Origin of the sequence: Delftia sp. K82, from assembly GCF_002193035.1 — a bacterium.
Lineage (GTDB): Bacteria > Pseudomonadota > Gammaproteobacteria > Burkholderiales > Burkholderiaceae_C > Comamonas > Comamonas acidovorans.
This window is the reverse complement of sequence record NZ_MYFL01000001.1, coordinates 2,377,793-2,395,599: the sequence shown is the minus strand read 5'-3', so window position 1 is coordinate 2,395,599 and position 17,807 is coordinate 2,377,793. Positions and strand designations below refer to the sequence as shown.

Annotated in this window: 21 protein-coding genes; 10 read left to right on the top strand and 11 right to left on the bottom strand. The window is 68.0% G+C overall.

Going from position 1 to position 17,807, the window contains the following annotated elements; genetic code table 11:
- Nucleotides 1-100 precede the first annotated feature (100 nt).
- Both KDK82_RS10630 and KDK82_RS10625 read right to left on the bottom strand, forming a co-directional pair.
- Nucleotides 101-448: an RNA-binding protein gene (locus KDK82_RS10630; RefSeq protein ID WP_012205474.1), complete on the bottom strand. Its 348-nt coding sequence runs from the start codon at nt 446-448 to the stop codon at nt 101-103.
- 121 nt (nt 449-569) lie between these two features.
- Nucleotides 570-779 carry a hypothetical protein gene (locus tag KDK82_RS10625; protein WP_012205475.1) on the bottom strand — a complete coding sequence of 70 codons (210 nt, stop codon included), beginning with the start codon at nt 777-779 and terminating at the stop codon, nt 570-572.
- A 353-nt stretch (nt 780-1,132) separates the two neighbouring features.
- On the opposite strand from KDK82_RS10625, the gene KDK82_RS10620 reads away from it, so the two are divergent.
- The 6 genes from KDK82_RS10620 (at nt 1,133) to fur (ending at nt 5,154) form a co-directional block, all read left to right on the top strand.
- Entirely contained in the window at nt 1,133-1,531 is a 399-nt protein-coding gene (locus tag KDK82_RS10620; protein ID WP_051940745.1) for a Fur family transcriptional regulator, read from the top strand.
- Between the two features lie 66 nt (nt 1,532-1,597).
- A complete protein-coding gene (gene zigA, locus KDK82_RS10615) occupies nt 1,598-2,818 on the top strand; it encodes a zinc metallochaperone GTPase ZigA (protein WP_088164837.1) in 1,221 nt (406 codons plus the stop codon).
- A 46-nt stretch (nt 2,819-2,864) separates the two neighbouring features.
- Entirely contained in the window at nt 2,865-3,755 is an 891-nt protein-coding gene (folE2, locus tag KDK82_RS10610) for a GTP cyclohydrolase FolE2 (RefSeq protein ID WP_088164836.1), read from the top strand.
- 45 nt (nt 3,756-3,800) lie between these two features.
- A complete protein-coding gene (gene ykgO / locus KDK82_RS10605) occupies nt 3,801-3,950 on the top strand; it encodes a type B 50S ribosomal protein L36 (protein ID WP_013802515.1) in 150 nt (49 codons plus the stop codon).
- The gene (locus KDK82_RS10600; RefSeq protein WP_012205480.1) at nt 3,947-4,507 is read left to right on the top strand and encodes a carbonate dehydratase; all 561 of its coding nucleotides are present in this window, start codon (nt 3,947-3,949) and stop codon (nt 4,505-4,507) included. The genes ykgO and KDK82_RS10600 overlap by 4 nt, the downstream gene beginning before the upstream one ends.
- A 197-nt stretch (nt 4,508-4,704) precedes the next feature.
- Complete coding sequence (gene fur / locus KDK82_RS10595; protein ID WP_013802513.1) at nt 4,705-5,154, top strand: ferric iron uptake transcriptional regulator; 450 nt, start codon at nt 4,705-4,707, stop codon at nt 5,152-5,154.
- Here the strand turns inward: fur and KDK82_RS10590 are convergent.
- The 7 genes from KDK82_RS10590 to KDK82_RS10560 form a co-directional block, all read right to left on the bottom strand.
- On the bottom strand, nt 5,141-5,926 hold the full coding sequence (locus tag KDK82_RS10590) for a DNA alkylation repair protein (protein WP_088164835.1): 786 nt from the start codon (nt 5,924-5,926) through the stop codon (nt 5,141-5,143). The two genes, fur and KDK82_RS10590, sit on opposite strands and share 14 nt — an antisense overlap.
- Nucleotides 5,923-6,414: a MarR family winged helix-turn-helix transcriptional regulator gene (locus KDK82_RS10585; RefSeq protein WP_012205483.1), complete on the bottom strand. Its 492-nt coding sequence runs from the start codon at nt 6,412-6,414 to the stop codon at nt 5,923-5,925. Before KDK82_RS10585 ends, KDK82_RS10590 begins: the two co-directional genes overlap by 4 nt.
- Before the next feature lie 23 nt (nt 6,415-6,437).
- A complete protein-coding gene (locus KDK82_RS10580) occupies nt 6,438-7,970 on the bottom strand; it encodes a PepSY domain-containing protein (protein WP_088164834.1) in 1,533 nt (510 codons plus the stop codon).
- Between the two features lie 14 nt (nt 7,971-7,984).
- A complete protein-coding gene (locus KDK82_RS10575) occupies nt 7,985-10,192 on the bottom strand; it encodes a TonB-dependent siderophore receptor (protein ID WP_088164833.1) in 2,208 nt (735 codons plus the stop codon).
- Nucleotides 10,193-10,314: 122 nt separating this feature from the next.
- Nucleotides 10,315-10,686: a hypothetical protein gene (locus tag KDK82_RS10570; protein WP_013802509.1), complete on the bottom strand. Its 372-nt coding sequence runs from the start codon at nt 10,684-10,686 to the stop codon at nt 10,315-10,317.
- Nucleotides 10,687-10,695: 9 nt separating this feature from the next.
- A complete protein-coding gene (locus KDK82_RS10565; RefSeq protein ID WP_088164832.1) occupies nt 10,696-11,148 on the bottom strand; it encodes a DUF192 domain-containing protein in 453 nt (150 codons plus the stop codon).
- 215 nt (nt 11,149-11,363) lie between these two features.
- A complete protein-coding gene (locus tag KDK82_RS10560) occupies nt 11,364-11,585 on the bottom strand; it encodes a hypothetical protein (protein ID WP_012205488.1) in 222 nt (73 codons plus the stop codon).
- 209 nt (nt 11,586-11,794) lie between these two features.
- Here KDK82_RS10560 and icd point away from each other — a divergent pair, with 209 nt between their 5' ends.
- A complete protein-coding gene (gene icd, locus KDK82_RS10555) occupies nt 11,795-13,057 on the top strand; it encodes an NADP-dependent isocitrate dehydrogenase (RefSeq protein WP_088164831.1) in 1,263 nt (420 codons plus the stop codon).
- Between the two features lie 66 nt (nt 13,058-13,123).
- Here icd and KDK82_RS10550 read toward each other — a convergent pair whose 3' ends face one another.
- The gene (locus tag KDK82_RS10550) at nt 13,124-13,891 is read right to left on the bottom strand and encodes a DsbA family protein (protein ID WP_088164830.1); all 768 of its coding nucleotides are present in this window, start codon (nt 13,889-13,891) and stop codon (nt 13,124-13,126) included.
- A gap of 137 nt (nt 13,892-14,028) precedes the next feature.
- On the opposite strand from KDK82_RS10550, the gene KDK82_RS10545 reads away from it, so the two are divergent.
- The 3 genes from KDK82_RS10545 (at nt 14,029) to mnmH (ending at nt 17,098) form a co-directional block, all read left to right on the top strand.
- Entirely contained in the window at nt 14,029-14,625 is a 597-nt protein-coding gene (locus KDK82_RS10545; protein WP_256974448.1) for a TIGR02281 family clan AA aspartic protease, read from the top strand.
- Nucleotides 14,626-14,656: 31 nt separating this feature from the next.
- Nucleotides 14,657-15,793: a serine hydrolase gene (locus tag KDK82_RS10540; RefSeq protein ID WP_088164828.1), complete on the top strand. Its 1,137-nt coding sequence runs from the start codon at nt 14,657-14,659 to the stop codon at nt 15,791-15,793.
- Between the two features lie 240 nt (nt 15,794-16,033).
- Nucleotides 16,034-17,098 (top strand): tRNA 2-selenouridine(34) synthase MnmH, encoded by a 1,065-nt coding sequence (mnmH, locus tag KDK82_RS10535; protein ID WP_179217923.1) that lies wholly within the window; start codon nt 16,034-16,036, stop codon nt 17,096-17,098.
- A 27-nt stretch (nt 17,099-17,125) separates the two neighbouring features.
- Here mnmH and KDK82_RS10530 read toward each other — a convergent pair whose 3' ends face one another.
- On the bottom strand, nt 17,126-17,761 hold the full coding sequence (locus tag KDK82_RS10530; RefSeq protein WP_088164826.1) for a LysE family translocator: 636 nt from the start codon (nt 17,759-17,761) through the stop codon (nt 17,126-17,128).
- Nucleotides 17,762-17,807 lie beyond the last annotated feature (46 nt).

Genomic DNA, 17,807 nt, shown 5'->3' with positions numbered 1-17,807 from the left:
CAAGGGCGGCCGGTTTTTTCACGCCTGCAACGGCAGGAAAGAAAACCGCAGGCGAAAAAAAACCGGCCCAGAGAGCCGGTTTTTGGAAGCTGCGCCGTGATCAGTAGCGACCGCCGCCGTGGCCGCCATTGCCATAGCCGACGTCCGAACGCTTGCCGGCGTAACCCTGCGGGCTGTAGCCACCAGAGCTGCGGCCTTCTTCGCGAGGACGGGCCAGGTTCACGACGATCGAGCGTCCGTCCACGGACATGCCGTGCAGGCCCGTGATGGCGGCCTGGGCGACTTCGGCAGAAGCCATTTCCACAAAGCCGAAGCCCTTGGAGCGGCCGGTTTCGCGGTCCATCATGACCTTGGCGGAGGCCACGTTGCCGAACTCGGCAAAGTTGCTTTCCAGGCTGGAGTCGGTCACGGAGTAGGGCAGATTGCCCACGTAGATTTTGGTGGTCATAGGAAAACCTCTTCGATTGGATGTGCGCAAAAGGGCGCACCGTTGGCATGCATGCGGCGGACTGTGCAATCCGCGGCGGTGAATGGGTGGGAGGGCGGCAGGCAGCCGGGCAGGCAGGCCGTCAGCACGCAGGCGGATGCTGCATGCAGGTCTGAAGCCAGCCCTGGGTGACGGCAAACAGCCGTGCTGCTTCGCGGGAGGCGAACGCCTTGTCGAAACGGAATACGCGGCAGTAGCTGCCGTTGCCTTGGGAGCGATGGACCGCGAAGGAGGCGCGGAAGCGGCCGCAGTCGGTCGGGTGTGTCGAGGGCGAGACGACGTACTTGCCCATGGGAATGCCAGTGTTTGAAATGTGGTTCAGTCAGGTTCGCAGCCTTGAACAGGCCTGCGTGAGCATCTGGGAACTCGGTTGGCTGCAGCTCTACAGACCAACTGTGCGACAAAGGTCGCAAGAGACATCCTGCGGGGAGCGGCGGACAGCCGTTGTGCAGGGAAGGGAAGTGGGCGGCTTAAGCGCTTGGCCTCAACAACGGAGCTGACTATAACCTGTTGTGTATTTAGGTGCAACTTAATATTCTTTTTAATTGTAAAACAGTGCGTGGCCGCCGATTTTGTTATGTTATAACGTAACTGTTTTGATTCAGGGCAAGGTCGCTGCCCGCCCTTTTTGACCAGGAAACCACCATGTCCCACTCCCTGACCACCAAGCAACAACGCGTGCTCGACACGCTGCGCCAGGCCGGCGCGCCGCTGACGGCCTATGCGCTGCTCGACCAGTTGCGGGACCACGGTTTGACGGCCCCTACCCAGGTCTACCGCGCGTTGGACAAGCTGGCCGAGCAGGGCGTGGTCCATCGCCTGGAGTCGCTGAATGCCTATGTCTGCTGCTCGCATCCGGACGAGGGCAGCCACGATTTCTCGGCCTTTGCGATCTGCGACAGCTGCGGCCAGGTCGATGAGTTCGTGGACGACGCGCTCAACCGCTGCCTGGGCAGCTGGGCGCATGGCAATGCCTTTGCGCTGGCCCATTCGAACATCGAGCTGCATGGCAAGTGCTCCGCCTGCACCGCGCTCCCCGCCTGAGACCCCTCCCTGCGCATGCGGCCGCAGTGCCCGCCGCGTGCTCCCTGTCCCTGTTCGAGAGATTCCATGATGCATACCGTAGCGCCGGTTCAGCCGCCGCATGCCCGATTGCCTGTGACCGTGCTGTCGGGTTTTCTGGGCGCGGGCAAGACCACCTTGCTCAACCACATCCTGCACAACCGCGAAGGGCGGCGCGTGGCCGTCATCGTCAATGACATGTCCGAGGTCAACATCGACGCGGCCCTGGTGCGCGACGGCGGGGCCGACCTGTCGCGCACCGACGAAAAGCTGGTGGAGATGAGCAATGGCTGCATCTGCTGCACGCTGCGCGAGGATCTGCTGCTGGAGGTGGCGCGGCTGGCGGGCGAGGGCCGTTTCGACCAGCTGGTCATCGAGTCCACGGGCATCTCCGAGCCGCTGCCGGTGGCCGAGACCTTCACCTTCGCGGGCGAGGACGGACGCAGCCTGGGCGATGTGGCGCGGCTGGACACCATGGTGACCGTGGTCGATGCCTTCAACTTCCTGCACGACTATGGCTCGCGCGACAGCCTGCGCTCGCGCGGTGAATCGCTGGGCGAGGAGGACCGCCGCACCGTGGTCGATCTGCTGATTGAGCAGGTGGAGTTCTGCGATGTGATCGTGCTCAACAAGATCGATCTGGTCACCGAGGAGGACTGCACGCGGCTGATGAGCATCCTGCGCGGGCTCAACCCGCGTGCCAGGCTGGAGATCGCCTCCTTCGGCCAACTGCCGCTGGATCGCGTGCTGGATACCGGGCTGTTCGATTTCGAGGAGGCCTCCAGGGCGCCGGGCTGGCTGCAGCAATTGCGTGGCACGCACCAGCCCGAGACCGAGGCCTATGGCGTTGCCAGCTTTGTCTACCGCGCCCGCCGCCCCTTTCATCCCCGGCGCTTCTTCGGCCTGGTGCAAAGCGAATGGCCGGGAGTGGTGCGCTCCAAGGGGTTTTTCTGGCTGGCCAGCCATCCGGCGCTGGCCGGCTCCTGGTCGCAGGCTGGCGCCGTGGCCCGCCATGGCCCGGCCGGCCACTGGTGGGCCGCCGTGGAGGCCGAGCGCTGGCCGCGCGACCCCGAAAGCGTGGAGCGCATCCTGGACAAATGGGTCGATGGCGTGGGCGACGCGCGCCAGGAACTGGTGCTGATCGGCATGGGCATGGACGAGGACGCGCTGCGCGCCCGCCTGGACGAGTGCCTGCTGACCGATGCAGAAATGGCCCTGGGCCCACAGGCCTGGGCGCAATGGGACAACCCGTTTCCCGACTGGAATTGAACGAATACTGCGCCGGCCTGGGTCGGCGTGGCCACTGGAGTCCCGAATGCCTGCACCTCTTCCCGATGTTTCCCTGACCGATCCCGCTCCCAGCCTCAGCCCGCTGCAATGGGTGGGCATGCAGGGCATAGACCTGCCCGTGACCGTGGCCGAACCCGGCTACTGGCGCGAGCTGCATGCGCGTGCCGATGTGCAGGTCGATCTTCCTGCGGCCCATGTCAAGGGCATACACATGTCCCGGCTGTACCGGCAACTGGACAGCCTGGCCGAGGAATCCGCGCTGTCTGCCCTGGCGCTGCGCCAGGCGCTGCAGGCCATGATCGACAGCCACCTCGACTGCCAAAGCCGCAGCGCCCGGCTGCGCCTGTCGCTGGACCTGCTGACCCAGCGGCCCGCCCTGGTCACCCACGATCTGTCGGGCTGGAAGTCCTATCCCGTGCGCCTGGACGCCACGCTGGCGCAAGGCGTGTTCCAGCTGCGGCTGCAGGTGAGCGTGGGCTATTCCTCGACCTGCCCCTGCTCGGCGGCACTGTCGCGCCAGTTGCTGGAGCAGGGCTTTTTGCAGGCCTTTGCGGGCGAGCCGCTGGTGGAGCCGGACCAGGTGGCCTCCTGGCTGCGCCGGCATGGCACGCTGGCCACGGCACACAGCCAGCGCAGCGAGGCCCAGGTCAGCGTGGACCTGGCCTGTGATGCGCCCGACCTGGGCATCCTGCCCCTGATCGCTCGCGTGGAGCAGGCGCTGGGCACGCCCGTGCAGACCGCGGTCAAGCGCGCCGACGAGCAGGCCTTTGCCGCGCTCAACGGCCGCAACCTGATGTTTGTCGAGGATGCGGCGCGCCGCATACAGGCCGCGCTGGAAGGCATCTACGCCCGGCCGCGCGTGCATGTGCGCCACATGGAGAGCCTGCATCCGCACGATGCCGTGGCCTGGGCATGACCGGCGAGTCGGCACCCGTTTCTCTACAACCCAAGGAGTTTTCCCATGCAAGTTCTCTCGTCCCTCAAGGAAGCCAAGCTGCGCCATCGAGACTGCCAGGTGGTGCGCCGTCGTGGCCGCATCTACGTCATCTGCAAGAGCAACCCGCGCTTCAAGGCCCGCCAGGGCGGCGCAAAGAACAGGCGCAAGGGATGATCCGCAAGAACCCGCGCGGCGACCTGCCGCGCATCCATGCCAGCGCCTTCGTGGACCCCACGGCCATCCTGTGCGGACTGGTGGTCGTGGAAGAGAACGTCTTCATCGGCCCCTATGCGGTGATCCGTGCCGACGAGATGGATGCGGAAGGTCACATCGACCCCATCGTGATCGGTGCGCACTCCAACATCCAGGACGGGGTGGTGATCCACTCCAAGTCCGGCGCGCGCGTCAGCGTGGGGCAGCACACCTCGATCGCCCATCGCGCCATCGTCCACGGGCCCTGCACCGTGGGCAATGGCGTGTTCATCGGCTTCAACAGCGTGCTGTTCAACTGCGTGGTCGATGACGGCTGTGTGGTGCGCTACAACGCCGTGGTCGATGGATGCCACCTGCCGCCAGGCTTCTACGTGCCGTCCACCGCGCGCATAGGCCCGGAGACCGACCTGTCCACGCTGGCCCAGGTGCCCGCCGACGCCAGCGATTTCTCCGAGGACGTGGTCCGCACCAACAACGAACTGGTGCGCGGCTACAAGGCCATCCACAATGAGTTCTAGAACAAAGCACCCCCTGAGCGGCTACGCCGCTTCCCCCTCTCTCGCTGCGCGGGAGGGGGACGACACCCTCGGTGCGGGGCGGCGCGGCCGGCATAGGCCCTTCCTCGGTGTCCCTGAGCTGGGGTGCGCCAGTCTCGTGGACCGTGGACGGTTGGTAGCGCGCATTGGCGTGAATCACTGAGACAAGGGAGGGCTGCATGTCCGATTCCGCTGACCTCAAGAACCTGGGGCTGAAGGCCACGCTGGCGCGACTGTGGGTACTGGACATCTTTCGCCACGGGGACCAGCGGCATCTGGCGGCGGAGGAGGTCTACCGCCAGCTGCATGACCAGGGCCGGGGCACCAGCCTGGCCACGGTCTACCGCGTGCTGGCGCAGCTGGAGCAGGCCGGCATGCTGCGCCAGCAGCGCTTTGCGGCGGGCAAGGCGGTCTATGAACTCGACGACGGCGAGCACCATGACCACCTGATCTGCACGCGCTGCGGTCTGGTGCAGGAGTTCCACGATGCCGTGATCGAGCAGCGCCAGAAGCTGCTGGCGCGCTCGCATGGCTTTGCCATCGTGGAGCACTCCCACATCCTCTACGGGCGCTGTATCAAGCCCGACTGCGAACGGCTGGCGGGCCGGCAGGAGGCTAGCTCTCCTTGAGGCTGCGCTGCGCACGCTCGCAGATGCGGCGCGTGGCGGGCACGGGCGATTCCTGGAGCCATTGCGCGCACAGGGCGCGCACCCAGTCGGGCCGGCTCTTGGCCGCGTCGTTGAGCCAGTTGGCCACCGAGTCCTGCACATAGGGCGAGGCATCGGCGCGCAGCCGCTGCAAAAGGGGCAGGGCGATCTCCGGCTGCTGCTTGAGCGCCGCGATATGGCTGCACCAGACGCCGCGCGGCCGCAGGGCCTCGCTGGCGAAGCGGCGCAGGCGGTCGGAGGGCCTCCTTGTCCACCGGGACAACTCGGCCACAGCCTGCGGCAGATCGCTGGCCAGATGCGGGCGCACGCCCATCCACGACCATTCGCGCACGCCGAAATGCGAGTCATCGGCCAGCGGCTGCACCAGCTCCAGGCGCTGGCTCAGGGTCAGGCCCGGCTGCGCACCGGCCATGAAGCAGGCCCAGCCGCGCACCGTGTCAGAGCGGTGCGTGAGGCAGCGCTGCCAGCCCGCCTGGCCCAGCGCCTGCCACAGCAGGCCGCCAATGCACTCCATGCGCTTGAGGATGCCCAACTGGCCCAGCGCCTGCGCCGTGTCCTCCAGCTGCGGCCACGCGTCGGGAAAGACGGCCTGCAGCAGCCGGGCCTGGTCCACGGCCAGGCTTTCGGTCAGCGTGGCGGTCTCGATCTCGCCCAGGGACAGGGCCTGCAGCAGTTCGGGAGTGATATCGACCGTGCGGTTGGCGCCCTTGCGCCGGGGGGTGGGCGCCGTCATGCGCTGGCCTCCACGCCTGCGGCGGCCTTGGCCAGCAGCTTTCCCAACTGGCCGCGTTCGGCGGGCGACAGGTTGGAAAACAGGCCGGCGATCCATTGGCTGTGCCGGGCAAACAGCTTGCGCGCCAGCTGGCGGCCCTTGGCGGTGAGCTGCACGCGCAGCGCGCGGCGGTCGGCCGGGTCGGGCAGGCGCTCGGCCAGGGCCTCGCGTTCCAGGCCGTCCAGCAGGCCGGTCACGGTGGCGCGGGTGATGCCGGCCTGCTCTGCCAGGTGGTTGGGCGCGAGCCCTTCGCTGGCGGATTCCAGCAGGAACAGCAGCACGAAGCGCCCTTCGGACAGGCCATGGGGCGCCAGCAGCGCGGCGCAGTCACGGTCGATGCGTGCGGCCAGCGACAGGGTCTGGAAGCACAGCCGCATGCTGTCCACGTCGTCCAGCTTGCGGCGCTCGGCCTCGGCCAGCAGGGCCTGGTATTTCTGTTCGAGTTGCATGCGGCAAGCATACAGTATGGCGGCTAACCATGTGGCTGCGCCTCCAGGCAAGCAGTGGCCTGTGCGCGAAGGCTGCGCCTGCGGCGCAGCCTTCGCACGCCTATGAGCACGCCCGTGGCGCTCATCAGCAGGCCGCCCAGGCTGAAGGCCAGCAGCAGCCCATCCCACAGCGGCCGGCGCTGCAGCAGCGGCAGCCAGTCCCAGCTGTGCAGCATGGCGAACAGCCAGCGCTTGAGGCGCTGGGTGCCATCCAGCCGGCCCAGCACCTGGCCCGTGTGCGGGTCGATGTGCACCCAGCTGGCCGCAGCATCGCCAAAGACCACGCGCAGCACGGGCAGGGGCTTGTCATGGCCGCCCATCATGGTGTGCTCGGCGCGCTCGTACCAGTACAGGTCGTGCGCGGTCAGCCATTCGCTGCGCAGCACGGGTGCGTCGATCAGCAGGGCCGCGCGGTCCAGCAGGGCCTCGCGCGAATGGGCTGCGGGCGCTGCGCTGGCACTGTCCAGCACCAGGGGCGTGCCGGCTGCGGGCTGGGCCAGCACCTCGGTGCGGCCTGCGGTGCGCAGCCAGCGCAGTTCGCGCACGGGGCGGCCCGCTGCGGCAATCAGCGACTGCGGAGTGGCGTCGTCCCCGGTCAGGCTCAGCGGGCCTTGCTGCCACCGGGCCATGTGCAGTGGTGGCGTGCCCGTGTCGAACAGGCGCCAGGGGTTCATGGACATCAGGCCGCTGAAGATCCAGGCCAGCGTGGTCAGCGCAAACAGCAGGCCCGCCACATGGTGCCAGCGCATGGCGCGGCCCGGGTAGGGCGTACGCCGGCCGCTACGGTAGGGCTGCCTGAACCGCCAGCGCATCACCCCGACCACGGTGCCGGTGATGGCCACGGCAATGCCGACCAGCGACAGCACGTTGACGATGTCGGCCCAGGCGCCATCAAAGGCATTGCCCCGGAACATGTACAGCCAGTGCAGCCAGGCGCCCAGGTAGTTCCAGCCGCGCTCGGTGCGCGTGGCATCGCGCACCACCTCGGCCGTGCGGCCGGAGATGTACAGCAGCGTGCCCTGGGCATCGTCCAGTTGAACGCGGTGCAGGGGGCGGTGGATGTCCAGCGCGCGCGAGTGGCTGAAGGCATCCTCATCCACCGTGCCCAGGTAGTGCAGACCCGTGCCGTCCCCCGCGAAGGCTCGGGCACTGGCCAGGGCCTGCGCCTGGCTGGTGGCGGGCAGCACCTGGCCGCTGGCCGCATCAATGGCCACGGGCTGGCGCCGCCCGTCGGGCGTGGCCAGGTAGCTGGCACGGCTGGCGCTGCCGGCATGCAGGCGCAGATCCTTGAGCGGGCCGTCGATGCCGGCCGCATGCAGCGCCTCGGCGGGCGCGAGCAGGGCGGCGTTGCCATCAAGCGGGGGCAGGTGGCGCAGCCGTTCGGCTTCGGTGAGCTTGGGGTAGCCCACGTACATCATCACCATGCCCGAGACAAACCACAGCGCAAAGAACAGGCACACGGCAATGCCCAGCCAGCGGTGCAGAAGGAACAGCCAGCGTTTGAGGTGAAGGCGCATGGCGCGGCCCTTTCTCAGAACGCCACGCGCAGCGTGATATCGGCCGTGCGCGGCGCCCCCAGGTAGGCCATGGTGCTGGTCAGGCTGGCGGCGTAGACGCGGTCCGTGGCATTGCGCAGCCGTGCAACCACGGTCATGCGCGGGTCGATGCGGTAGCTCAGGCCCAGGTCCAGCAGGGTGTAGGCGGGCCAGGACAGGGTATTGGCCGCATCGGCATAGATGCCTCCCACGCGGCGCAGCCCGGCGTTGACCTCCAGGGCCGGCGTGATGCGGTAGCTGGTCCAGAGGTTGAGCACGCTGGCGGGAGTGTTCGTGGGCCGCTTGCCGGCCAGGGACACGCCGCCTTGCTGGTAGTTGTCATAGCGCGCGTCCACATGGCTCCAGTTGCCCTGGACCGACCAGCGCGGCGTGGGCGCCAGGCCCATGGACAGCTCCACCCCGCGCGAGGACTGCTGGCCCACCAGCACCGTGCGCGTGCTGTCCTGCGGGTCCTGGGTGGAGATGTTGCGGCGCGTGATGTGATAGACCGCCAGCGCCGCCGTTCCCTTGCCCTGCCAGAACGACAGCTTGCTGCCCGCCTCCACCTGGCGGCCCGTGGTCAGCCCGGTGTTGTTGATGGCGTCGGCAAACGAGGCGCCCATCAGCATGCCCGACGGCGGATCGGCCGCCGTGGAGAACTGCGCGTAGAGATTGGCCTCGGGCGTGGCATCCCAGACCAGGCCCACGCGCCCGGTCGTCGGGCTGTAGCTGCGGCTATAGCTGGCGGGCAGCGCGGGCGTTACATCGCGCCGGTTGGTCAGGTCCACATCGATGCGTTCATGGCGCAGGGCGGTCAGCAGGTGCAGGGCCGGGGTGAGGGCCGTGCGGTTTTCCAGGTACAGGGCGGTGGTGGTGACCTTGTTGTCGCGGTCGGGCCTGAAGCCGGGCGCCATACCGGGAATGTCGTAGAAGTTCTCTGTCGTGAAATCGTAGGGATTGACCGTGCTCACCGTGCCCGACAGGCTGTTCGGAAAGCGCGTCTGCCGGTTCACGCTCACATCCAGCCCAAAGGCCCATTCGCTGCGCCGGCCGGCCAGCTCGCCCAGGTAGCTGCCTTCGATGCGGTCGCCCACCATGCGCTGGTCATGGCGCTGCAGCAGCGCGGCCGAGCGCACCACCGCGCTGTTGTCGGGCGTGAAGCGGTAGGTCTCCACGTTGCGGTAGTCGCGCAGCGCGTCATAGGCGTAGAAGGTGTTGCTCAGCTTGAGCCGGTCGCTGGCCCGCCATTCGGTGATGGAGCGCAGCCACTGCACGCGCTGGGCGTACAGGCCGTCGGCGCTGTTGTAGTTCTTGCCGAGGGTGGCCTCGTCAATGCGCGCCTGGCCGCGCAGCGGGTTGAGCAGCGGCGTTCCCCAGTAGGGGCGGTCCACGCGCTCATGCTGGGCTTCGTAGGCCAGGGTGTGCGTCAGGCCGCCACCCAGGTCGGACAGCAGCGAGGCCGCCAGCTGCGTGGAGCGCGACTGCGTGCCGCCCACCCAGCTGCCGGCATCGCGGTGGTTGAGGTCCAGGCGCAGGTAATGGGTGGTGCCCTGGCTGTCGGTGGCATCGCCCAGGCGGCGGTTCAGCCCGACGGAGGCTTCTTTCAGCCCGTAGCTGCCCAGGCGCAGCTGGCCTTCGGTGAAGCTGTCGCGCTGGGCCAGCTTGGTGATGTAGTTCAGCGTGCCGCCCACGCCGCCTGCGCCGTAGAGAAAGCCGGAGGCGCCGCCAATGGCCTCCACCCGGTCGTAGATCCAGCTGTCCACGGGCCGTGCCGCAATGGAGTACTGCAGGTTGATGCCGTTGAACAGCTGGCTGACCGACCCCGTGCCGAAGCCCCGGTAGCTGATGCCGATGTTGCCGGGCGGGCTGTAGGCCGTGACGCCCGGAATGGAGCGCAGGATCTCCTGCGTGTCCTGGGCGCCACGCGCCTCGATGGCGGCGCGGTCCACGATGTGCACCGAGGCCGGTGTCTCGCGCGCCGTCAGGCCCAGGCGGCTGGCCGTGCCCACGGTCTTGTTCAGGGGCAGCAGTCCGTTGGCGTCGGCCGCGGCCTGGTCGGAGACTTCGACGGCGGGCAGTGCCGCCTCGGCCAGGGCCTGCGCTTGCGCGGCAGGCGTCCATGCGGCGCCCAGCGCACAGCACAGCGCCGTGGCCAGTGGATGGAGACGAAAGACGTGCGTGGACGCGCGCACCGGCGCCGCCATCGCGGGGAAAGGGGAAGAATTCACGAACTGACTCCGGGTCTTGCACCGCGCATGCGGCGCAGTCCTGGGCCACAGGCGCGGCACAGGCGGGCCGGGCGCGCATCAGCAGGCCCGGCGGCGATTCAAGAGAACACGGCAGTCAGCGGGGGAGGGCCGCGCGCCGGCAGCGGCGCGCGTGTGACGGAGGCAATGTGCGCCGCCACCAGCGGCAGCAGCGCGTGGGCCAGCGGTTGCTGGTGGGGCACGGCCATCTGCGGCAGGGCCGGCGGCGGTGCGCCGGCGGGCAGGCACATGGGGCAGTCGAGCTGGTGGTGGCCCATGCCCGGGGCTGCGCTGTCGCCAAGCGCCACCAGCTTGACGTCGCCACTGGCCGTGCAGACCAGCTCGAATCCCTGGGGATGGACCAGGGGCGATGCCACGGCAACGCCCAGCGTCACGGCAAACCAGGCCAATATCAGCCGGGTGAGCCAGAACGAGGAGCGAAGCGCTTGCATGGGGCGTGATTATGGCTTGGGGGCTGGCGTCGGTGTGAACAGACTGCCGCCCAGCTTGACGCCAGCCTTCAGGCCGCGCTTGGCGAACCAGCCCTGGTTCATCTCCAGCACATAGCGCACGGGCTTGGCCGAGCAGTGCGAGTCCTCGGTCATGGGCTTCATGTCGGCCAGGTTCACGATGGTGCCGTCATCGGCCACGAAGGCTGCGGTCAGCGGCAGCAGGGTATTGCGCATCCAGAAGCACTGCACGGCGGGCACCTCGAAGACGAAGATCATGCCCTCCTGCTGGGGCATTTCCTGGCGGAACATCAGGCCGATGGCGCGCTCGCGGTCCGAGGCGGCCACCTGGGCATCGATGCGGTGGAACCCGGCCGTCAACTCCACGCGGCGCAGATTCATCTGGGGGCTGCCCTGGGCCTGTGCGCCTGCCGATACGGCGGCGCCAGCCAGGCAGGCGGCCATGAGCAGCCGCTGCAGCGCGCGGCGGGAAAGGGATGTGTGGAGGGGTGTCGAAGGCTTCGTCATCTTGCACATTCTGTCGCAGGGGGCGCGTGGCCGGACGCAAAAATCGGCCTGGCCCGGCCATCATGGCCGGGCTGGCGGCAAAAAGCCCGCAGGGCATTGCTGACTTGCGGGCTTTTTTTGAGGGGATGCCGGCTGGCATCCCGCGGCATGGATCAGGCCACGGCCTTGTGTGCCTTCTTCGTGGAGCGCTTGGCGTGCTTCTTGCCGGAGTGCTTGCCGCTCTTGGCGACCTTGGCCTTCTTGGCTGTGTGAGCGGGAGCAGCTGCGGAAGCGGCCGTGGGAGCCGACATCGGCGCTTCGGGTGCTGCGGCGGCCTGTGCGAAGGCGCCTGCGGCAAACGAACCGGCGATCAGGACAGCGAGGAGTTTTTTCATATATGCCATTTCCTAGAAAAGCGGTAGAAGCCAAGTTGAATCAGACAACGGTGCGAAATTCTTGATGCACCGCACATGCTCAACGCGTTTACTGTATCGCCGTTGACAGGAGGGCGGCCCGATTGTCGTTAGAATTTTCTGCACCAAATTCGTGCCCGATCCGGGCATTCACTCTTGCCTCGTGCACCAGCCAACGGAGACCCGTCCCCATGAACCGCTTCCAGCACATCCAGGTGCCGGCCGAGGGCCAGAAGATCACTGTCAACGCCGACATGTCGTTGAACGTGCCAGACCAGCCCATCATTCCTTTCATTGAAGGCGACGGCACCGGCGTGGACATCACGCCCGTGATGATCAAGGTGGTGGATGCCGCCGTGGCCAGGGCCTATGGCGGCAAGCGCAAGATCCAGTGGATGGAGGTCTTCGCGGGCGAGAAATCCACGCGCATCTACGGCCCCGATGTCTGGCTGCCCGAGGAAACCATGCAGGCCCTGCGCGAGTACGTGGTCTCCATCAAGGGCCCGCTGACCACGCCCGTGGGCGGCGGCATCCGCTCGCTGAACGTGGCGCTGCGCCAGGAGTTGGACCTCTACGTCTGCCTGCGCCCCGTGCAGTACTTCAAGGGCGTGCCCTCGCCGCTGAAGGAGCCCGAGAAGACCAACATGGTCATCTTCCGCGAGAACTCCGAGGACATCTACGCGGGCATCGAGTACGAGGCGCGCAGCGAAAACGCCAAGAAGCTCATCGACTTCCTGGTCAAGGAAATGGGCGTCAAGAAGATCCGCTTCCCCGAGACCTCGGGCATCGGCGTCAAGCCCGTGTCCATCGAGGGCACGGAGCGCCTGGTGCGCAAGGCCATCCAGTACGCCATCGACAATGACAAGCCCAGCGTGACCCTGGTCCACAAGGGCAACATCATGAAGTTCACCGAAGGGGGCTTCCGCGACTGGGGCTACGCGCTGGCCGCGCGCGAGTTCGGCGCCCAGCCCATCGACGGCGGACCCTGGCTCAAGTTCAAGAACCCGCGCACGGGCCGCGACATCGTCATCAAAGACTCCATTGCCGACGCCTTCCTGCAGCAGATCCTGCTGCGCCCGGCCGAGTACTCGGTGGTGGCCACGCTCAACCTCAACGGCGACTACATCTCGGACGCGCTGGCGGCCCAGGTCGGCGGCATCGGCATTGCGCCCGGCGCCAACATGTCCGACTCCGTGGCCTGCTTCGAGGCCACGCACGGCACGGCCCCCAAGTACGCGGGCAAGGACTATGTGAACCCGGGCTCCGAAATCCTCTCGGCCGAGATGATGCTGCGCCACATGGGCTGGCGCGAGGCGGCCGACTTGGTCATCAGCGCGCTGGAAAAGGCCATCCAGAGCAAGCAGGTGACCTACGACTTCGCCCGCCTGATGGACGGCGCCACCCAGGTGTCGTGCTCCGGCTTTGGCGAGGTGATGATCTCCAAGATGGATTGACGGGCGCCCGTGCTCCATGAAAAAACCGCGCCAGGCGCGGTTTTTTCTTTGCTGGTCGTTGAGGGATCAGCTCTTGGGCAGCGCACAGCCATCGGGCCCGCAATCCTCGCCTTGGGGCGCGGTCTGCTCGCCGGCGGTGATGGCCGCCACCTGCTGCACCCACTCGCCCAGCTGCGTTGCCCAGCCCTGTGCATCGCCCAGCCAGGGTCCGATGTCGATGCGCTGGATGGCGCGCTGGCCCGGCTGCTCTGCCTCGGGGTGGTCGAACTCCAGCGCGAAGGTCGGGAAACCCTGGCCCTGTGCCAGTTCCAGCCATTCGCGCGACTGGGCGATATGGGCCTGGGTTGCGGCGCCCGAAAGGCGCTGGAAGGCGTCGGTGAAGGCCGCCACGTCCAGGCCCAGGTCCCGGGCCAGTTCCAGCAGCACGGCCGGATCGCTGATGCGGCGGCCTTCCACGTAGTGGGCCTGCTGCTGGCGCGCCAGCATGTCCAGGCCCCGGCCCGCCAGTTCCTCGGCGGCCAGCAGCGCCGTGGTGGGCGGCTCGGAGTCCAGCACGGCGCCCAGGTCGTTGAGCAGGCCGTCGAAGTAAGCCGTGCCGAAGGGCTGGCCCGTCATCTCGGCAATGCGCTGGTCGTGCGGCATCACGTGGCCGCGCCAGTCGGCCGTGATGGTGCGGGTGTGGGCGCCCGTGAGCATGCCGCCGCCATGCCACTGCAGCGTGACGCCGGGCACGCTGCGCGCGGCCTTGACCAGGGGCGCGGCGGCATAGCACCAGCCGCACAGCGGGTCGAAGATGTAGTGAAGGACAAAGGGCGGCTGCGCGGTCGTGGTCATGGCAGGAGCAGGCTGTGATGAAGGCGCCCACTGTAGCGGCTATTGGCTTGCCCGTGACTGGGCAGGGCCGCAGGCAGAATGGGCGACTGCCGCCGTGCAGCCACCGTGCTGCCATCGCCGATCCCGTCTGCATTGCCATGCGCCTCAAATCCACGCCGCCCCCGTCCGATCCGTCCGATCCGTCCGCTTCCTCCGCCCCGGCCGCCCCGGCCGCCGAGCCCAGCGTCCAGTCCGTCGCCCGGCGCGGCATGCTGGGTTTTCTGCTGTTCTGGCTGCTGGTCATGGGCGTGCTGTACTGGGCCATGCAGATGTACCTGAAGCCGGCCGGCGTCAAGGTCCAGGCCGATGGCACGGTGGCCATTGCGCGTGACCGCGACGGGCATTTCCGCGTGGAAGGGGCCGTCAACGGGCAGCCCGTCATGTTCCTGGTGGACACGGGCGCCAGCATGGTCGGCGTGACCGAGCCGCTGGCCGAGCGTGCGGGCCTGGACGGCGGCGAGCCCGTGCGCTTTCGCACCGCCAATGGCGAGCGCGACGGCCGCATGGTGGTGGCCGAGCAGGTGCGCGTGGCCTCCCTGGTGGTCAGCGGCCTGCGCGTGGGCACGGGCTATACGGGCAGCACGGACAGGGATGCGCTGCTGGGCCAGAACTTCCTGCGCCAGTTCGATGTGGAAATACGCGGCGACCGCATGCTGATCCATCCGCGCGGCAGCGGGTCTTCGCCCAAGCGGTAAGTAACTAACTAGCTAAGCAAGGGAGAGGGACATGACAAACAACGCCTTTCGCGCCGACAGGCGCAGATGGCTGCAGACGGGCGCAGCCCTGGCGACGCTGGGCTGCACGGCCTGTGCCAGCGTGGGGCAGGGCGGTGCCTTTTCCACCGGCACCGGCACCGGCACCGGCCTGGCCGAGGACCTGGGCGAACGCCTGGACCAGGGCGTGCAGAGCGGAGAACTGGCGAACCTGCACGCCGTCGTCGTGATGCGCCACGGCCGGCTGGCGCTGGAGCGCTATTTCGAGGGCGAGGACGAACGCTGGGGCGAGCCGCTGGGCAAGGTGGCCTTCAACGCCGACTCCCTGCACGATGTGCGCTCGGTCAGCAAGAGCATCGTCGGCCTGCTCTACGGCATGGCCTTGGCCGAGGGCAAGGTGCCCGCGCTGGACACGCCCCTGGTCCAGGCCTTTCCCGCCTACGGCGATCTGGCGGCCGATGAGGGCCGGCGCGCCATCCTGGTCTCCCATGCCTTGGGCATGACCATGGGCCTGCAATGGGACGAGGACCTTCCGTATTCCGACCCGCGCAACAGCGAAATCGCCATGGAGCGCAGCAGCGACCGCTACCGCTACGTGCTGGAGCAGCCCATCGTCGCCCCGCCCGGCGAACGCTGGTGCTACAGCGGCGGGGCCACGGCCCTGCTGGGCCATCTGATCGCGCAGGGCAGCGGCATGCCGCTGCTGGACTATGCGCGGCACAAGCTGTTTGCTCCGCTGGGCATCGACAAGGCCGAGTGGACGCCTGGCACCAACGGCGAGGCGGCCGCCGCCTCCGGCCTGCGCCTGCGGGCGCGGGACTTGGCCCGCATCGGCCAGCTGGTGCTCCAGCAGGGCGAGTGGCCGGGTGGAAGGCAAGGCCGGGCGCTGGTACCCCGGCATTGGATTGTGCAATCCATTCAGCCGCGCGTGGACGCCTGGCCCGGCCTGCGCTACGGCCACCACTGGTACGTGGGGCAGACCCGCGCCGGCCTGGCGTACTACATGGCCATCGGCCTGGGCGGCCAGCGGCTGGTGGTCGTGCCCCAGCATTCGCTGGTGTATGCCGTCTTCATGGGCAACTACGACAGCCCCCAGCAGGTGCAGCGCGTGGCCGCCGTGCAGGGCCTGATCGCCGCTGCCTTGCGTTGACTGCCTGGCGTTGACAGCCTTGCCCTGACAGCCGGGCGCGGGCACGTCGGGCGTGCGAGAATCCCCGCTTCCAAGGTCGGCTGCATGCCCGGCTCGCGCAAGCAGGGCGCGAAGCGGGGCGGGCCGGTGCGTGTCGAGGCTCGATCCACTTTCCTGGTTCCGGTGCCGGCCCATGAGCCCCTGAGGCCATGGCGCCGGTTGTTTCTGCCTCCCGCATGATCGCCAGATCACCGTTTGCCCGTGTCCCACCGCCAGCCCATCCGCATCGCCGACCGCCACCAGTTCGACACCCTGATCGACGCCCGTTCGCCTGCCGAATTCGCGCAGGACCACATTCCCGGCGCCATCAACTGCCCCGTGCTCGACAACGAGGAGCGCGCCCGGATCGGCACCATCTACAAGCAGGTCAGCCCCTTCGAGGCCAAGCGCCTGGGTGCGGCCATGGTCTCGGCCAACCTGGCGCGCCATCTGCAGGAAACCTTCGCCGACAAGCCCGCCAACTGGAAGCCGCTGGTCTACTGCTGGCGCGGCGGCCTGCGCAGCGGCTCCATGGTCACCTGGCTGCGCCTGGTCGGCTGGGATGCCCAGCAACTGGCCAACGGCTACAAGTCCTATCGTGGCCATGTGATCGAGCTGATCGACCGCCTGGTGCCCCAGCTGCGCCTGCAGGTGCTGTGCGGCGCCACCGGCAGCGCCAAGACCCGCGTGCTGCATGCCCTGGCCGAGGCCGGCGAGCAAGTGCTGGACCTGGAGGGCTATGCCAGCCACAAGGGCTCCTTGCTGGGCAACCTGCCCGGGGTGGAGCAGCCCAGCCAGAAATACTTCGAGACGCTGCTGGCCCAGCAGCTGGAGAGTTTCGATCCGTCGCGCACCGTGTACGTGGAAGGCGAGAGCGCCAAGATCGGCCGCGTGTCCCTGCCGCTGGTGCTGGTCGAGCACATGCGCCAGTCGCCCGTGATTGCGCTCGATGCCACGCCCGAAGCGCGCCTGGCCTACCTGCTGCGCGACTACGCCTACCTGGGCGACGATCCGCAGACGCTGGCCGACAAGCTGGGCTGGCTCAAGGAGCTGCAGGGCAAGGAGACCATCTCGCGCTGGCAGGCCTGGGCGCATGAGCGCAGCCTCTCGCCGCTGTTCTCCGAGCTCATGGCCCAGCACTACGACCCGCACTACGAGCGCTCGCAGGAGCGGCATTTCACGCAGTGGCGCACGCGCCGCAGGGTGCAGGCCGACGACCTCAGCGAGGCCGGCATCGCCGCGCTGGCGCAGCAGATACTGACGCTGGATGGGGCATCGGCCGCATGAAGCAGCCGCGTGGATCAGGCGTTTGAATCAGGCGTGTGAATCTGCCAGCACCGGGTACAGCGACAGCAGCAGCAGGGCGGCCATGCCCCAGTTGAAGCGGCGCAGTGCCTGCGGCGAGCGCAGCGCGCGCCCCACGGCGCTGCCGAACAGCGTCCAGACGCTGACGCTGGGATAGTTCACGATGCCCAGCACCAGGGCGGCCAGCACCAGGTTGATGAAGAAATCCTCGCGCGGCGTGTAGGTGGCAATCACGCCGATGGCCATGATCCAGGCCTTGGGGTTGACCCACTGGAAGGCCGCCGCCTGCCAGAACCCGAACGGCCGGGCACCTGCGTTGCCGCCGTCGATGCCGTCGCTGCCCGCGATCTTCCAGGCCAGCCAGACCAGGTAGGCCGCGCCCAGGTACTTGAGCGCGGTGTAGATCACCGGCAGGCGCTCGAACACCGCGCCCAGCCCCGCGCCCACCAGCAGCACCATGACCACCACGCCCAGGGTGATGCCCAGCATGTGGGGCACCGTGCGGCGGTAGCCGAAGGTGGCGCCCGAGGCCGTCAACATCACATTGTTGGGGCCGGGCGTGACGGAGCTGACGAAGGAGAACATGGCCAGCGGCAGCAGGAACGAGGTGTGGGCGGTATCGAAGGGCATGGTGGCAACAGGCATGGCAGGGAATCCGGCGCCCTGTCTGCGCATGCCGCAGGCCGCGGCG

Coding starts and splice junctions, on each gene's coding strand:
- zigA (WP_088164837.1), top strand. CDS start 1,598: ATGATGCATACCGTAGCGCCGGTTCAGCCGCCGCATGCCCGATTGCCT.
- KDK82_RS10620 (WP_051940745.1), top strand. CDS start 1,133: ATGTCCCACTCCCTGACCACCAAGCAACAACGCGTGCTCGACACGCTG.
- fur (WP_013802513.1), top strand. CDS start 4,705: ATGTCCGATTCCGCTGACCTCAAGAACCTGGGGCTGAAGGCCACGCTG.
- icd (WP_088164831.1), top strand. CDS start 11,795: ATGAACCGCTTCCAGCACATCCAGGTGCCGGCCGAGGGCCAGAAGATC.
- KDK82_RS10560 (WP_012205488.1), bottom strand. CDS start 11,585: ATGAAAAAACTCCTCGCTGTCCTGATCGCCGGTTCGTTTGCCGCAGGC.
- KDK82_RS10585 (WP_012205483.1), bottom strand. CDS start 6,414: ATGCAACTCGAACAGAAATACCAGGCCCTGCTGGCCGAGGCCGAGCGC.
- KDK82_RS10550 (WP_088164830.1), bottom strand. CDS start 13,891: ATGACCACGACCGCGCAGCCGCCCTTTGTCCTTCACTACATCTTCGAC.
- folE2 (WP_088164836.1), top strand. CDS start 2,865: ATGCCTGCACCTCTTCCCGATGTTTCCCTGACCGATCCCGCTCCCAGC.
- KDK82_RS10565 (WP_088164832.1), bottom strand. CDS start 11,148: ATGGCCGCCTGCCTGGCTGGCGCCGCCGTATCGGCAGGCGCACAGGCC.
- KDK82_RS10545 (WP_256974448.1), top strand. CDS start 14,029: ATGCGCCTCAAATCCACGCCGCCCCCGTCCGATCCGTCCGATCCGTCC.
- KDK82_RS10575 (WP_088164833.1), bottom strand. CDS start 10,192: ATGGCGGCGCCGGTGCGCGCGTCCACGCACGTCTTTCGTCTCCATCCA.
- KDK82_RS10590 (WP_088164835.1), bottom strand. CDS start 5,926: ATGACGGCGCCCACCCCCCGGCGCAAGGGCGCCAACCGCACGGTCGAT.
- KDK82_RS10540 (WP_088164828.1), top strand. CDS start 14,657: ATGACAAACAACGCCTTTCGCGCCGACAGGCGCAGATGGCTGCAGACG.
- KDK82_RS10530 (WP_088164826.1), bottom strand. CDS start 17,761: ATGCCTGTTGCCACCATGCCCTTCGATACCGCCCACACCTCGTTCCTG.
- KDK82_RS10580 (WP_088164834.1), bottom strand. CDS start 7,970: ATGCGCCTTCACCTCAAACGCTGGCTGTTCCTTCTGCACCGCTGGCTG.
- KDK82_RS10630 (WP_012205474.1), bottom strand. CDS start 448: ATGACCACCAAAATCTACGTGGGCAATCTGCCCTACTCCGTGACCGAC.
- KDK82_RS10600 (WP_012205480.1), top strand. CDS start 3,947: ATGATCCGCAAGAACCCGCGCGGCGACCTGCCGCGCATCCATGCCAGC.
- KDK82_RS10625 (WP_012205475.1), bottom strand. CDS start 779: ATGGGCAAGTACGTCGTCTCGCCCTCGACACACCCGACCGACTGCGGC.
- ykgO (WP_013802515.1), top strand. CDS start 3,801: ATGCAAGTTCTCTCGTCCCTCAAGGAAGCCAAGCTGCGCCATCGAGAC.
- KDK82_RS10570 (WP_013802509.1), bottom strand. CDS start 10,686: ATGCAAGCGCTTCGCTCCTCGTTCTGGCTCACCCGGCTGATATTGGCC.